Annotated in this window: 11 protein-coding genes; 3 read left to right on the plus strand and 8 right to left on the minus strand. The window is 70.6% G+C overall.

All coding sequences use genetic code 11. The features are described from left to right. Nucleotides 1-9: 9 nt before the first annotated feature. From ubiT to LQ772_RS08335, 6 genes are all read right to left on the minus strand, one after another. On the minus strand, nucleotides 10-870 hold the full coding sequence (gene ubiT, locus LQ772_RS08310) for a ubiquinone anaerobic biosynthesis accessory factor UbiT (protein WP_231325679.1): 861 nt from the start codon (nucleotides 868-870) through the stop codon (nucleotides 10-12). Beyond that, nucleotides 867-2,111, minus strand: a complete 1,245-nt coding sequence (locus tag LQ772_RS08315; protein ID WP_231325681.1) for a hypothetical protein — start codon at nucleotides 2,109-2,111, stop codon at nucleotides 867-869. Before LQ772_RS08315 ends, ubiT begins: the two co-directional genes overlap by 4 nt. Then, entirely contained in the window at nucleotides 2,092-2,337 is a 246-nt protein-coding gene (locus tag LQ772_RS08320) for a DUF2249 domain-containing protein (RefSeq protein WP_231325683.1), read from the minus strand. The genes LQ772_RS08315 and LQ772_RS08320 overlap by 20 nt, the downstream gene beginning before the upstream one ends. Nucleotides 2,338-2,652: 315 nt before the next feature. Then, a complete protein-coding gene (locus LQ772_RS08325) occupies nucleotides 2,653-3,846 on the minus strand; it encodes an alginate export family protein (RefSeq protein ID WP_231325685.1) in 1,194 nt (397 codons plus the stop codon). Nucleotides 3,847-4,064: 218 nt separating this feature from the next. Then, nucleotides 4,065-5,600, minus strand: coding sequence for a copper-containing nitrite reductase (nirK, locus tag LQ772_RS08330; protein ID WP_231325686.1), 1,536 nt, complete (start codon nucleotides 5,598-5,600; stop codon nucleotides 4,065-4,067). A 160-nt stretch (nucleotides 5,601-5,760) separates the two neighbouring features. After that, complete coding sequence (locus tag LQ772_RS08335; RefSeq protein ID WP_231325687.1) at nucleotides 5,761-7,059, minus strand: tyrosinase family protein; 1,299 nt, start codon at nucleotides 7,057-7,059, stop codon at nucleotides 5,761-5,763. Nucleotides 7,060-7,789: 730 nt separating this feature from the next. Between LQ772_RS08335 and LQ772_RS08340 the strand changes: the two genes are divergently transcribed. The 3 genes from LQ772_RS08340 to LQ772_RS08350 are packed head-to-tail and all read left to right on the plus strand — an operon-like array spanning nucleotide 7,790 to nucleotide 10,649. Next, complete coding sequence (locus LQ772_RS08340) at nucleotides 7,790-8,731, plus strand: efflux RND transporter periplasmic adaptor subunit (protein ID WP_231325688.1); 942 nt, start codon at nucleotides 7,790-7,792, stop codon at nucleotides 8,729-8,731. Next, nucleotides 8,728-9,975 (plus strand): ABC transporter permease, encoded by a 1,248-nt coding sequence (locus LQ772_RS08345; protein WP_231325689.1) that lies wholly within the window; start codon nucleotides 8,728-8,730, stop codon nucleotides 9,973-9,975. Before LQ772_RS08340 ends, LQ772_RS08345 begins: the two co-directional genes overlap by 4 nt. Beyond that, complete coding sequence (locus LQ772_RS08350) at nucleotides 9,975-10,649, plus strand: ABC transporter ATP-binding protein (protein ID WP_231325690.1); 675 nt, start codon at nucleotides 9,975-9,977, stop codon at nucleotides 10,647-10,649. The genes LQ772_RS08345 and LQ772_RS08350 overlap by 1 nt, the downstream gene beginning before the upstream one ends. A gap of 112 nt (nucleotides 10,650-10,761) precedes the next feature. Here LQ772_RS08350 and LQ772_RS08355 read toward each other — a convergent pair whose 3' ends face one another. Then, on the minus strand, nucleotides 10,762-12,129 hold the full coding sequence (locus LQ772_RS08355; protein ID WP_231325691.1) for a phosphoribosyltransferase family protein: 1,368 nt from the start codon (nucleotides 12,127-12,129) through the stop codon (nucleotides 10,762-10,764). 53 nt (nucleotides 12,130-12,182) lie between these two features. Beyond that, a complete protein-coding gene (locus LQ772_RS08360) occupies nucleotides 12,183-12,386 on the minus strand; it encodes a dodecin family protein (RefSeq protein ID WP_231325692.1) in 204 nt (67 codons plus the stop codon). Nucleotides 12,387-12,442 lie beyond the last annotated feature (56 nt).

The raw sequence follows: 12,442 nt of genomic DNA on the forward strand, positions 1-12,442 counted from the left end.
CTCGTGGAGTCAGGCGTGGCGATGCGCCTCGCGTGCCGCGCGGGCCAGTCGCGCGCCGCGGTTGAGTGCGATGCGCAGGCCCAGCGGCACGGACTCCCATGGCAGGCGATCGAGCAGGTTGCGCGCGGTGAGGCCGAGTTCCGTGTCGCCGGTGAGTACCAGCGTGCGCTGGAAGAACAGCGTGTCGGCATCGTCCAGGCGGCTGGCGAGCAACAGCAGGTCGGTGGCGCTGCCGCGCACGCTGGCCTCGGGTGCGTCGTCGATCACGACCAGGCGGCCCTTGCGCAGCGTCAGCACCCAGCGCAGTTTGAGGTCGGTGACCTCGATGCCCAGACGCCGGCCGTCCATGAAATCGAGTGCGTGGTCGGCCAGCGGCGCAGCCAGCACGCGTGCCATGGCGCGCTCCAGCAGCGCGTGCTGCCAGCGCGCGGGAACCACGCGCAGCAAGGGGGCGAGGTGCCGTGGGGGCGGCAACAGGCGCAGCATCGGCGCGGCGTGGGCGAAGTCGGGATTCATGCCATCGAGCATGACCGGCGTACCCTCGGGCTCGCCCTGATCCAGGTCAACCGCCAGGCCCTGCTGCGTGCAGGCATCGCCGATGGCCACGTCGAGCAGCCGTGTCGCGGTGGCCGTTGGCACGCCAAGGCGTCGGGCCATGGCTTGGGCGCGTTGGCGCACCACCCGTTCGCGTTGCGGATCGCGCGATGGGATGCCGGCGCTCCGCTTGAGGCGCGCCACCATGCCGACCAGTCGACGACGCGCCGCGAGCAGCGCGAGCAGGCCGTCGTCCACCGCATCGATGGCCGCACGCGTGCTCGCCAGCGCGAAGGATGTGGGGATCGCCTCTTTCCGGTCCGGCTCACTACTCACGCGGGTTGCCCGACGCGTCGGAGGAAAGCGCGACCAGCAAGCAACGCTCGCCCCAGCGCGTGCCCGTGGACGCTCCACGCGACCAGTTGCCCCAGCGCGGCCATTCGCGCGAGCCATGGCGTCGGCCACAACAGGGCCGCCACCAGCAAAGGGGCGGCGACGCCCTGCGCGAGCAAGGCGCGGTGCCTGGAAGGGTCCGGCAGCAGGCGTTGCACGCCGGGCAACTGCGCGCCGCGCGGCACGCGACGGCGCAGCGCGATCCAGCCGACGAACGGCACGATCTCCTGCGCCATGCCCCCGACCAGCAGCGGCAGGCCGATGCCCAGCGCCAGCGCACCGGCGACCATCCCCTGCCCCGCGGCAAGCGCCAGCGCGGCGAGCACCAGCGCCAGGAGTCCGGCGCGCCAGTGCAGGAACAGCGCGTTATGGCGCGCGCGTGGCACCCGACGCTGCAGCCACAGCGCGCCGAGGGCGAAGCTGGCGCCGCCGGCGGCCACCGCCAGCGACAACGTGCGATCGCCCGCATCGCGCAGATGCACGACCGTGGCCGCGAGCAAGGCGATCGCGACGGCCGCGAGCCAGCCGGACTGCAGGCGCGCGGGCACGCGGCCGGTGCCCTGGAACATCGGCATGACCACCCGCGCCACGGTCGCCAACAGGAGCACCATCCAGCCCAGTACGCCGAGGCCTGCGTGGACATCCACCGCCACCAGCGGCCATGCGATGCGCCGCGCCAGCAACAGGGCCAGCCCGCCGCCGGCCGGCGCGGCGAGCATGCCGAAGCCGAGCGCGAGGCCGATGCCGGTGCGCAGCAGTCGCTCACCCACGGCGGCCGCCAGGCCGGGAAGCGTCATCGCGCCGAGCCAGAGGAAACTTGCCGGCAACGCGACGCCGGCGGCCAGCAGTGGCCAGCGCGCCTGCATATGAAGTCCGGCCACCAGCAGCAACACGCCAAGGTTGAACGTGGCATGCAGCGCAGGCACGCCCCGCCAGCCACGCAGGTCTGCGCCGACGGCGGCGGGCAGGAACTGCAGCAGGCTGCCGAACAGCGCGTTGCCCAGCACGCCAAGCGTCCACACGTGCACCAGCGCGAGCGTGGCCGGATGCCAGCGTGTCAGCAACGCGGTATCGCCGTCGAGCAGCAGTAGCGCGCCGCCCGCCACGCCCCAGCACGGCATGGCGAGCAGGAAGCGCAGCGGCAACGTGGCCGGTGGCGCCTGGTCAAGCCGCAGCTTCGGCATCGTCCGGACGGCGGATCTGCACGCGCACGCTGCCGTCGGCTTGCGGCTCGCCCGGCTCGGCCTCGAAGCCGAGCTGGGCCAGTTCCATCAGCAACGGACGCGGGAACATCGGGGCGACGATAGTGAGTTGCTCGCCGGGCGGCAGGGCATCGGCCGCCTCGAGCGCACGCAGCAGGGGCTGCGGCGAAGGGAGATGGCGCAGGTCGAGTTCGATGGGTTGGGTCATGGGAGCATTGGACCGCCCGCCCTCCTGGGATGCGCTGACGCAGGTCAACGCGAGGCCGGGCCGGCGGCTGGCGTGCATCGGGCTCCCTCTCTTTCCGGCTAGGGGCTACGGAGAGGGTCGCCCTTGCGCCCCATCTTCGAGCCCGGGCAACTACCAGCCTCCCCGCGAGCCCACGTGCCATTGGCCTTCCCGCGAGCCCCAACGCCCCCAACCCTCCGCCGCGGGAGCAGATGCTTCGGAACCGACGCGTCTCCAATCGACGGGAGCCCGTGGCCTTCCAGCCCCTCCCTTGAGCCAAGGCCCGGAGCCGCAGCTTCAGCGCAACGCCTGCACGCCCTTCCACTCCAGCTGCAGCCACAGCTTCGTGTCGTCTCGACCGAAACCGTCGGCCTGATAGCGGGCGAGCTTGAGCAGTCCATTCACCGCCGGGCTGAAGGCATACCCCAGCGAGCCATCCCATTCACGGCCGTAGCGTCCGCCACGGTCGGCACGGTAGTCGTGCCAGGCGAGCACCCAGCCGAGGCGGGCCTGCGGGCCGAAGGCGCCGTTGACCGCGGCGTAGCGATCTTCCAGGCCGCCGGTTGGCGTCACCGTGAACTGGTCGTCCCAGCCATTGAACGCGTGCAGTGTGGCCAGCGGTGTCTGCAACGCGTGGCGGCCGTTGCCGCCGAGGTGCTCCCAACCGAGCTTGCCGGTGATGCCGTGCAACGTCCACGCGGGTTCGGCCAGCCAGTAGGCGTGCGAGAAGCGGTCGGGATTGTTGGCGTAGTCGGCCTGATGCGCCGCCTCCAGCGTCCAGCCGAAGCCGTCGGCCGCGGGTTTGCCGCTCCAGCGCGCACCGTAGGTGGCGCTGGATGAGGTGGCGACGTCGCGGTCCTCGTGCAGGTAGGCGTAGCCGCTCCACTGCTGCGTCCCGCGCTTGAAGGCGGCATTGAGCAGGTGCGTGTCGAGCTTGCGCTCGCGCGCGATGGGCACAAGCGCATCGCGGCCGGCGACCCGGTGCACGCGGTCGAGCCAGGCGTAGCGCAAGGTCAAGTCGGCGGCGGGCTGCCACTGCAGCGCCACGGCGTCGAAGGTCTGCTCGTGCTGGCGCCACCCCACGTTGCCGATCCAGCGCTGGTTGTCGAACAGCAGGCGCTGGCGTCCGGCGATCACGCCGACGCTGCCGCCCTGCCAGCCGAGGTACGCCTGGTTGAGCTCAGTGCCCTTCGGATCGGTGATCGCGGGGTATTGCGTGTGACCGTTGGCGCCGCTGTTGTAGTGGCCACCGGCAGCCGCCACGCCTGCGCCCTCGAGATAGCCGCCGAAGCCACCGCCGAACTGCGCGCGCAGGCCCAGCCGCAGGCGCGAGGTATCGGCGCGGGCGTCGCGCGCGAACGCGTCGTTGTCGACCTGTTCGTGGCGGACACGCGCATCCCATTCCAGTTGCAGCGGGGCGGGCGTGTCGGCGGGCCAGGCCGGGGCGCTGGCGAGGGCCAGCAGGCAGGCAGTGGCGAGGCGCGTATACATGGGTGTCGCTCCTTGGGGAATGCGCGCAGTGTCGGGAGCGCGAAGGCGCGGGGGATTGACGGGCGTCAAGCGGCAGGGGCGGTGCGGCAACCCGCCGCGGACGTCCAGCCGTCCGTTCGATCTGCGCAAAAAAAGAGGCGGGCCACCGGGCCCACCTCCAAAACCGGCCGGTGACAGGTTGTCTGCCACCGGCCGGATCAGGCGACGCGATACGCCGCTCAGTGCTCCGCGGTCGGCGCCGGAGCGGGCTGCGCACGGACCTTGGCCACCTCTTCCTTGGTCACCTGCCCGCCCGGGTTGTCCCAGCTGTTGAGCACGTAGGTGAGCAGGTTGGCCACCTCGTCGTCGGTCAGCTGCGTCATCGGCGGCATCACCGAGTCGTATTCCTTGCCGTTGACCGTGACCTTGCCGGTCAGGCCGTGCAGCGGGATCGCGATCAGCTTGTCCTTGTCTTCCTTCACCAGCTTCGCCACGAGGTCGGACTTGGCCAGCGGCGGGAACACACCTGGCAGGCCTTCGCCGTTGGCCTGGTGGCAGACCGAGCAGGTGCCGGTGAACAGCTGCTTGCCGGCGGCAACCTGGTCGCCCTTGCTGAGCGTGCCGGCGGCGTTGGCCTTGGCCGCGGTGCTCACCGCATGCAGGTTCGGTTCGGCGCGGTCGCCCAGGTAGACCGAGTCGACCTCCTTGCCCGAGTAGATCGCCTTGTTCTCCGGACCATCCACTTTCAGGATGCCCAACGCGCCCTTGTTGAACGCGCGGAAGATCGAGTGATCGACCAGCACGTAGCTGCCCGGCACGTCGGTGTGGAACTCCACGATGGCCGCGCCGCCGGAGGGGATCAGCGTGGTCTGCACGTTCTCCTGCGGATGCAGGCCGCCTTCCTGCTGCACGCGGTCGAAGATCTCGCCGATCACGTGGAAGCTGGAGACCAGGTTCGGGCCGCCGTTGCCCACGAACAGGCGCACCGATTCGCCGACCTTCGCGGTCAGCGCCTTGTCGCCGGTGAGCGCGCCCTCGTGGCCGTTGAACAGCACGTAGGTCGGCCGCTCGTCGATCGCCTTGTCCATGTCGAACGGCTGGTGGCCTTTCTCGCGGTACTTGCCGGTGGTGTAGAAGTCGCCCTGCATCACGTAGTACTCGTGGTCGACCTTGGGCAGGCCCTGCGGCGGCTCGACCAGGATCAGGCCGTACATGCCGTTGGCAATGTGCATGCCCACCGGCGCGGTGGCGCAGTGGTAGACATAGATGCCGGCGTTGAGCGCCTTGAAGGTGAACTGCGACTCGTGCCCCGGCGCGGTGAAGCTCGACGCGGCGCCACCGCCCGGACCGGTCACGCCGTGCAGGTCGATGTTGTGCGGCATCTTGCTGGTCGGCGAATTCTTCAGGTGGAACTCGACCGTGTCGCCCTGGCGCACGCGGATGAAGCTGCCCGGCACCGTGCCGCCGAAGGTCCAGTAGGTGTAGGTGACGCCCTCGGAGATCGGCATCTCCTTCTCGATCACTTCCAGCTCGACGATGACCTTCGCCGGGTAGTTGCGGTGGATCGGCGGCGGCACGTGCGGCGGGCTGGTCAGCACCGCGTGGATCGGCTCGCCCTGCGGCGGGCCGAAGTCGGTCGGCGCGGGCAGCGGCGCGGGCGCCGCGTAGGCGGCCGGGCTGGCGGACAAGGCCGCTTCGGCAGCCTGCTTTCCGGAGCAGGCGGCGAGGGCCAGCATGCTGGCGGCCGCGAGCACGGTGGACAGCATTCGTGACATGGGGTGTCTCCTGTGGTGTCGACGCCAGCGTAGGTTCGGGCCTTCACCCGCGCTTGACTTGCGTCAGGCGCGCCACAGGAAAGCGGCCGCTGCGTCAGCCTGCCACACCGGCCGCTCCCGCCGGGCGCATGCGTCCCGGCGGGACTTTGACCGGGGGCACTCAGTCGGCTTCCACCCAGAGGCGGTCGATCAGCAACGCATCGCCCGCCGGCGCGCCAGCCGCATTGACGCGCACGAAGCTGAGCGTCAGTGCATCGAGCGGCGCGGGCCAGATCCGGGCGAGCACGTCCTGCGCTGGAAGCACGATCTTCACCGGCGCGTGCATGGCGGCCATGCCGCCACCGGCCATCATCCGTGCGTGGCGTGCGACGCTGACCTCGAAGGGCCCGAGCGTACCGACCAGGTAGGTCTGTTCCGGTTGTGCCAGGCCTTCGGCAGGCAGGTTCAACAGGATCTTGTAGAAATAGCCGCCCTGCGTGCCCGTCCCGGTGAGGGCGACGCCATCGAGCACGATCCGCACCGCCTTGCCGGGCGACGTCGCGCCCTGCCCCTGCGAGGTAGCCAGGCTGCGCAACCGATTGCGCCCGTCCGTGGTCAGGGGAATCCGCACGCGCGTGGACTGTGGCCCCAGCGCCAGCCCGCCCATGCCGCCCAGCGAGGCACCCTGCACCGGCAGCGGGGAGGCAAAGGCGTCCTGGATCGCGTGCAGCGGCGCGGCGTAACCGCTCGGCTGGCCCGCCGGCAGGGTCGAATCGTCGTACCGATAGCCGAGGATGCTCGGCGCGTAGGTGTCCACCCGCTTCATGCCCGACACCGCGGCGCCATAGGAAAACGATCCGGACCAGTAGCTGGCCGTCTTGGCGGGCATGTGCCGTCCGTCACCGGCCAGCACCCAGGCATCCCACAGGCGGTCGATGTTCGCGTGGTGCACCCAGAAGATCGGGTCGCGCGGCGACACCGCGATGTTGTCCATGGTCCCGCCAATCAGGTTGTGCACGCCGTTGTGGGGCGCGGTCTCCACCGCCGGCTCGAAGGCGTAGGGTTTGCCCTGCTGGAAGTTGGTCAGGCCAGGATCGAAGGCGCCCAGGGTGCACGCGCCGGAAACGTCCGTACCGGTGCGGTTGCGCAGGTAGAGCGGTGAGCTGGGGTCCTGGAATTCCGCAGGCATGACCGGGTACTCGTAGTAGTTCCAGTAGGGCAGCGCCAGCGCGCTGTTGCCCGAGACCTTGCGCAGTCGCGCCTCGAAGCGCGCCAGGAAACCGCGATGCCAGGCAAGGAAATACGGCTTGCCGTGCGGACAGAAGTTGGCGTGCACGTTCGTCCAGTAGGCCCAGCTGCCAGGCTTCGTGGAGTCCAGGTTGGCGCGCATCTTGGCGATCGCGTCAAGGAAGGCCTGATACAGAGGGCCGTCGCGGAACTGCGGCCACGAGGGCCGCGTACGCAAGCTGGTCGCCGCCATGGCCCCGCGAGGGAGCATGGGGACCAGTGCCAGTGATGCCGACGCCTGCAGGAATTGTCTCCGGTTGATCATTGTGTCCTCCATTCCGGTGCGTGGCTGGCGGCCCAGCATCGCCGCAGCCCTCGGTCTTGCCGCGCGCATCGGCGCGCAACCGGAACCTAGGGCGATGGCGAGGGCCGGCGTTGATGCACGTCAACCGGTCACGCGGTGGTGGGCGCGGGATAGTGAAGGGACTCGACCGCAAAGGCGCGCGGCGCGGGAACCGCCCTGGAGCTTTAACCGCCCGGGCGGCAGCGCCGCCCCGCCCGCCATAGCGTTCGCTTATCGCCATCAGCCCTGGAGACGATGAGCCGGACATTGACCTTCGGCCACGTCATCTGTTTTGCGATGGCGCGGCAGAGCCCCGCTCCGCCGCGCCTCCGGAGGGGATCCGATCGGCATCCAACCCGAACGCCCCATGCGCCCTCGTCCGGCACGCGGCACTGCCCTTGACGTGCATCAAAGCCGCCGGACGACGCCGACCTATGCTCCGAGCGAACGGTTCGGCGCGCTCTGCAAGGCCCCGCACCGGCTCGCAGGAGCCAGCCGAATGCCAAACGATGCACCCCACGCCCCACCGGCAACGACCGCCCACGCCGTGTCGCCGCGCCCGGCGCGACGCCGCCATGGGGTGGCATGGGTCGCAGTTGTTGCGCTCGTCCTGGTGATCGGCGCGGTCGCGACCTGGCGAATGCTTCCCCCGCGGGTGGCCGTGGTGCATGCGCACCGCGGCACCGCGATCGAGGCGGTCTATGCGACCGGCACGGTGGAGCCGACCATCATGCTGCCGATTGCCGCGCGCATCACCGCGCGCCTGGTCGAACTGGACGCCGACGAGGGCGATCGCGTGCGCGCCGGCCAGCAGTTGGCCAGGCTCGAGGACACCGACCTGGCCAGCAACCTCGCCCAGCTGCGTTCGCAGGAAGCTTTCGCGCACGACGAATACCGCCGCTACGCCGCGCTGCTGCCGCGCGGCGTCATCGCGCGCACGCAGTACGACAAGGCGCGCTCGGACTGGCTGTCGGCCCGCTCCGCCGCCAGCCGCGCCGCCGCCGAGTTGCGCTACGCCCGGCTGCTGGCGCCGACGGCGGGCACCGTGATCCGTCGCGACGGCGAGATCGGCCAGTTGATGACGCCGGGGAGCACCGTGTTCTGGCTGGCGGTCGATTCGCCACCGCGGGTGACCGCCGACGTCGACGAGGAGGACATTGCGCGGGTGGCGTCCGGTCAGGCGGTGCTGATCCGCGCCGACGCCTTTCCGGGAAAGGTATTCCAGGGCCGCGTGCACGGCATCACGCCGAAGGGCGATCCGACCGGCCGCAGCTACCGCGTGCGCATCGCGTTCGAAGGGCGCACGCCGTTGCAGGTGGGCATGACTGCGGACGTCAACATCATCGTGCGCCGCCACGAGCGCGCGCTGCTGCTGCCCGATGACGCGCTGGTCGGCGATCGGGTGTGGGTCGTACGCAATGGACGGCTGCAGTCGCGGCGGGTCGGTGTCGGGATCCGCGGCGAGCGGCAGGTCGAGATCACGACAGGCCTGTCCGCTGACGATGCCGTCGTGGCGATGCCGGCGGGAGACTTTCGCGCGAACGCAAAGGTGCGTGCGGTGGCTATGGGAGCCGGCCCATGATCCGCCTGCTCGTGGACGTCGCCGCACGGCACCTGCTGGCGCGCCGGCGGCAGAGCATCGTCTCGTTGCTGGGCGTGGTGCTGGGCGTGTCCTTCTTCCTGTCGATCTCCGCGATGATGCGCGGCTCGGAGCAGGACATCATCCACCGCCTGGTGGACAACGCGCCGCACATCACCATCGAGGACGAATACCGCAATCCCACCCTGCAGCCGGTAAGCCAGCTGTTCCCGGACGCCGCCGTGCAACTGCATCACCTGGTGCCGCAGACCGAGACGCGTGGCATCCGCGGCTACCCGCAGATACTGGACTACCTGCGGCGCACGCCGGGCCTGCGCGCATCGGCGGTACTGAGCGGCCAGGCGCTGGCGAGCTTCGCCGGCAAGGACCGCGCGATCGGCCTGTACGGCATCGTCGCCAGCGAGTACGCACAGGTCTCGACGATCCGCCGCTACATGGTGCAGGGCTCGCTGGACGAACTGGAGGCCAATCCGAACGGCATCGTCATCGGCGACGAACTGGCGCGGCGGATGAGCCTGGGCATGGGCAACAACCTGCGCGTGGCCAGCACCACCGGCCAGGTGCGCACGTTCAAGATCATCGGCCTGTTCCACACGGGGCGATCGGACTTCGATGCCGGGCAGGCCTTCGTCGCGCTCAAGCGCGTGCAGTCGATGCTCGACCGCCCCAACCGCATCAACACCATCGTGATCAGGCTCGCCGACCCCAACGCCGCGCGCACCGAGGCGGCGCGCATCGAGGAGCGCGTGCGCTACAAGACGGTGTCCTGGCAGGAGCGCTCGGAGGACCTGATGAGCGCGCTGGCGATCCGCAGCGTGATCATGTACGCGGTGGTCGGCGCGGTGCTCGTGGTGGCCGCGTTCGGCATCTACAACGTGATCTCCACGGTGGTGCTGGAGAAGCAGCGCGACATCGCCATCCTGCGCGCGATGGGCTTCCAGGCGCGCGACATCGAAAGCATGTTCCTCGCCCAGGGCGCGCTGATCGGCGCTGTCGGCAACGTGTTCGGCATCGGGCTGGGCTGCGGGTTGATGGCCGGGCTGATGCGCATCCACTTCCGCGTCCCCGGCAGCACCGACGTCAACTACCTGGCGATTGACTGGAGCCCGTTCCAGTTCGTCCTGGCCGGCGGGGTGGCCATGCTCGCGGCGATGATCGCGGCCTACCTGCCGGCGCGGCGCGCGGCCAAGGTCGAGCCGGTCGACGTGCTGCGCGGTGGCACCTGATGGCCGAGGCGATCCGCCTGGAGCATGTGACGCGACGCCTCGGGGGCGAGGTGCCGGTGATGCTGGTGGATGACGCCAGCCTGCGCATCGACGGTGGCGAGTGCGTGGCGATCACCGGCCCGTCCGGGTCGGGAAAATCCTCCCTGCTCTATCTGATGGGCCTGCTCGACCTGCCCAGCGCGGGACGCATCTGGCTGGGCGGCGCGGACACGGCCGACTATGGCGAGGCCGAGCGCTCCGGGGCACGGTTGCAGGCGATCGGCTTCGTGTTCCAGTCGCACTTCCTGCTGCCGGAGTTCAGCGCCTGCGAGAACGTGATGCTGCCCATGCGCCGCCTTGGTGCCTACGACGAGGCGACGATCCGCGAGCGGGCGTGCGCCCTCCTCTCCGGGCTGGACCTCGGCTCGCAGCTGGACAAGGCGCCGCGCCAGCTGTCCGGCGGCCAGAGCCAGCGCGTGGCGATCGCCCGCGCGCTCGCCAACGACCCGATGCTGGTGCTGGCCGACGAGCCGACCGGCAACCTGGACAGCGTGGCCAGCCGCAACGTCCAGCGCACCATCCTCGCGCTGGCGCACGAGCAGGGACGCGCGGTGGCGGTGGTGACGCACGATCCGGAGTTCGCCGCCCAGGCGGACCGGCGCATCCGCATCGTCGACGGACGCATCCAGCCATAGCGGCAGCCGGCTGAAGACGCGTCCCGTGCAGCGGCCTTCGGAGCGCGACAGCGAACCACGAGCCATGCATTGCCCGCACGCCTGCGAAGAACGGCGCCGGGCTTGCCCGCCTCTAACCGGCGAGGCGGTGCGTGTCCCGTCCGTCCGTCGGCCTCCGGCGCGGTGGACGGACGCGGGCGCCCAGCCAGCGGGCGAACCAGTCGCGGGCGAGCTTCGAGGCGGCCTCGAGGGTGCCGGGCTCCTTGAACAGGTGGGTCGCTCCCGGCACCACGGCCAGTTCGTTCTTGCCGGGGATGCGGCGCTGCGCGGCGCGATTGAGCGAGAGCACCTGCCGGTCTTCGCCGGCGACGACCAGCAGGGTCGGTGCGGTCACGCGGGCCAGCGTGCCCGCGCCGGCGAGGTCGGGTCGCCCGCTGCGCAGGACCACCGCGACGATGTCGCGCGGTCGCTCCGCCGCGACCACCAACGCCGCAGCAGCGCCGGTACCGGCGCCGAACAATCCCAGCGGCAGCTGGCCGAGTACCGGATCGAGCCGCACCTTCGCCACCACCGAGGCGAGCCGGCCGGCGAGCGTCGCGATGTCGAAGACCGCGGCGCGCGAAAGCTCCTCTTCCGGCGTCAGCAGGTTGAACAGCAACGTGCCCATCCCCGCTTGCTGAAGGAACTGCGCGAGGCGGTCGCGCGGGCTATCCCGGTCGGCGCCGCTGCCGTGGGCAAAGATCACCAGCCCGCGCGCATGGGGCGGCATCGCCAGGTCGCCGGGCAGGCACGCGTCCGGCAGGTCAAACGTGACCGGTTCGGCCACCGGCAGCACGGCGGCGGCCCGGGACGGGGCCGACAGCAGCCGCAGCACCTCCGTGTCGTCGACCGGATGGAAGTCCTCGTAGAACGCCCCGACCGCCCGGAAGTGCGCCGGCGCGTGCAGGCACACGACATCGTCGGCCAGGTCCTCCAGGCTCTGCAGGCTGTCCGGTGCCGCCACGGGCACGGCTGCCACCAGCGCGGCCGGATGCTGCTGGCGCAGGGCGTGCAGCGCGGCGCGCATGGTCGCGCCGGTCGCCAGTCCGTCATCGACCACGATCACCACGCGACCGGTGGGATCGACCGGATGCGCATTCGGGCTGTAGCAGGCGCGGCGCTTGCGGATCACCGCCAGCTGCCGGGCCGCCTCGGCGCGCACGTAGTTCATGCCCGCGCCGACCATTTCGGAGCGGGCCGTGAGCTGGACGCGCCCCTGCTCGTCGACGGCGCCGATGGCAACCTCGCAGTTGATCGGCGAACCGAGCTTGCGCACCAGGATCACGTCGAGGTCGCCGTCCAGCGCATCGGCAACGATGCGTCCGATCGGCACGCCACCGCGCGGGATGGCCAGTACCAGCGGACGCTGGCCGCGGTAGCTGTCCAATGCCCGGGCCAATTGGCGGCCGGCGTCGCCGCGGTCGGCATAGCGCCGGGTCCTCGATGGAAGCATGCCCTTCATGACGGTTGCTCCAGCCGCAACTGGACGTGCGGCGACTTGCGATTTCGCAGCGTTCAGCCGATCACGAAGCTGACCCGCATGCACACGCGCCAGGCCGTGATCTTGCCGTCGGGTCCGGTGACGACCTTGGTCTCGCTGATCCAGGCGCCCTTGATCCCGTCCAGCGTCTGGGCGGCCCGCTCCAGGCCCTGCCGCACGGCATCTTCCACGCTGTCGGGTGATTCGGAAATGATCTCGATGACCTTGGCGACGCTCATGGCGCATCCTCCCGGTTGGCTGGCCGTCCGGACCGGTCGGTCGCCGGACACGTCCA

It is taken from the genome of Frateuria edaphi (assembly GCF_021117405.1).
GTDB lineage: Bacteria > Pseudomonadota > Gammaproteobacteria > Xanthomonadales > Rhodanobacteraceae > Frateuria_A > Frateuria_A edaphi.

Bases quoted from the DNA above. Each gene is read 5' to 3' on its own strand.
- LQ772_RS08315 (WP_231325681.1), bottom strand. From the start codon at position 2,111: ATGCCGAAGCTGCGGCTTGACCAGGCGCCACCGGCCACGTTGCCGCTG.
- LQ772_RS08320 (WP_231325683.1), bottom strand. From the start codon at position 2,337: ATGACCCAACCCATCGAACTCGACCTGCGCCATCTCCCTTCGCCGCAG.
- LQ772_RS08325 (WP_231325685.1), bottom strand. From the start codon at position 3,846: ATGTATACGCGCCTCGCCACTGCCTGCCTGCTGGCCCTCGCCAGCGCC.
- nirK (WP_231325686.1), bottom strand. From the start codon at position 5,600: ATGTCACGAATGCTGTCCACCGTGCTCGCGGCCGCCAGCATGCTGGCC.
- LQ772_RS08335 (WP_231325687.1), bottom strand. From the start codon at position 7,059: ATGGCGGCGACCAGCTTGCGTACGCGGCCCTCGTGGCCGCAGTTCCGC.
- LQ772_RS08340 (WP_231325688.1), top strand. From the start codon at position 7,790: ATGCTTCCCCCGCGGGTGGCCGTGGTGCATGCGCACCGCGGCACCGCG.
- LQ772_RS08345 (WP_231325689.1), top strand. From the start codon at position 8,728: ATGATCCGCCTGCTCGTGGACGTCGCCGCACGGCACCTGCTGGCGCGC.
- LQ772_RS08350 (WP_231325690.1), top strand. From the start codon at position 9,975: ATGGCCGAGGCGATCCGCCTGGAGCATGTGACGCGACGCCTCGGGGGC.
- LQ772_RS08355 (WP_231325691.1), bottom strand. From the start codon at position 12,129: ATGAAGGGCATGCTTCCATCGAGGACCCGGCGCTATGCCGACCGCGGC.
- LQ772_RS08360 (WP_231325692.1), bottom strand. From the start codon at position 12,386: ATGAGCGTCGCCAAGGTCATCGAGATCATTTCCGAATCACCCGACAGC.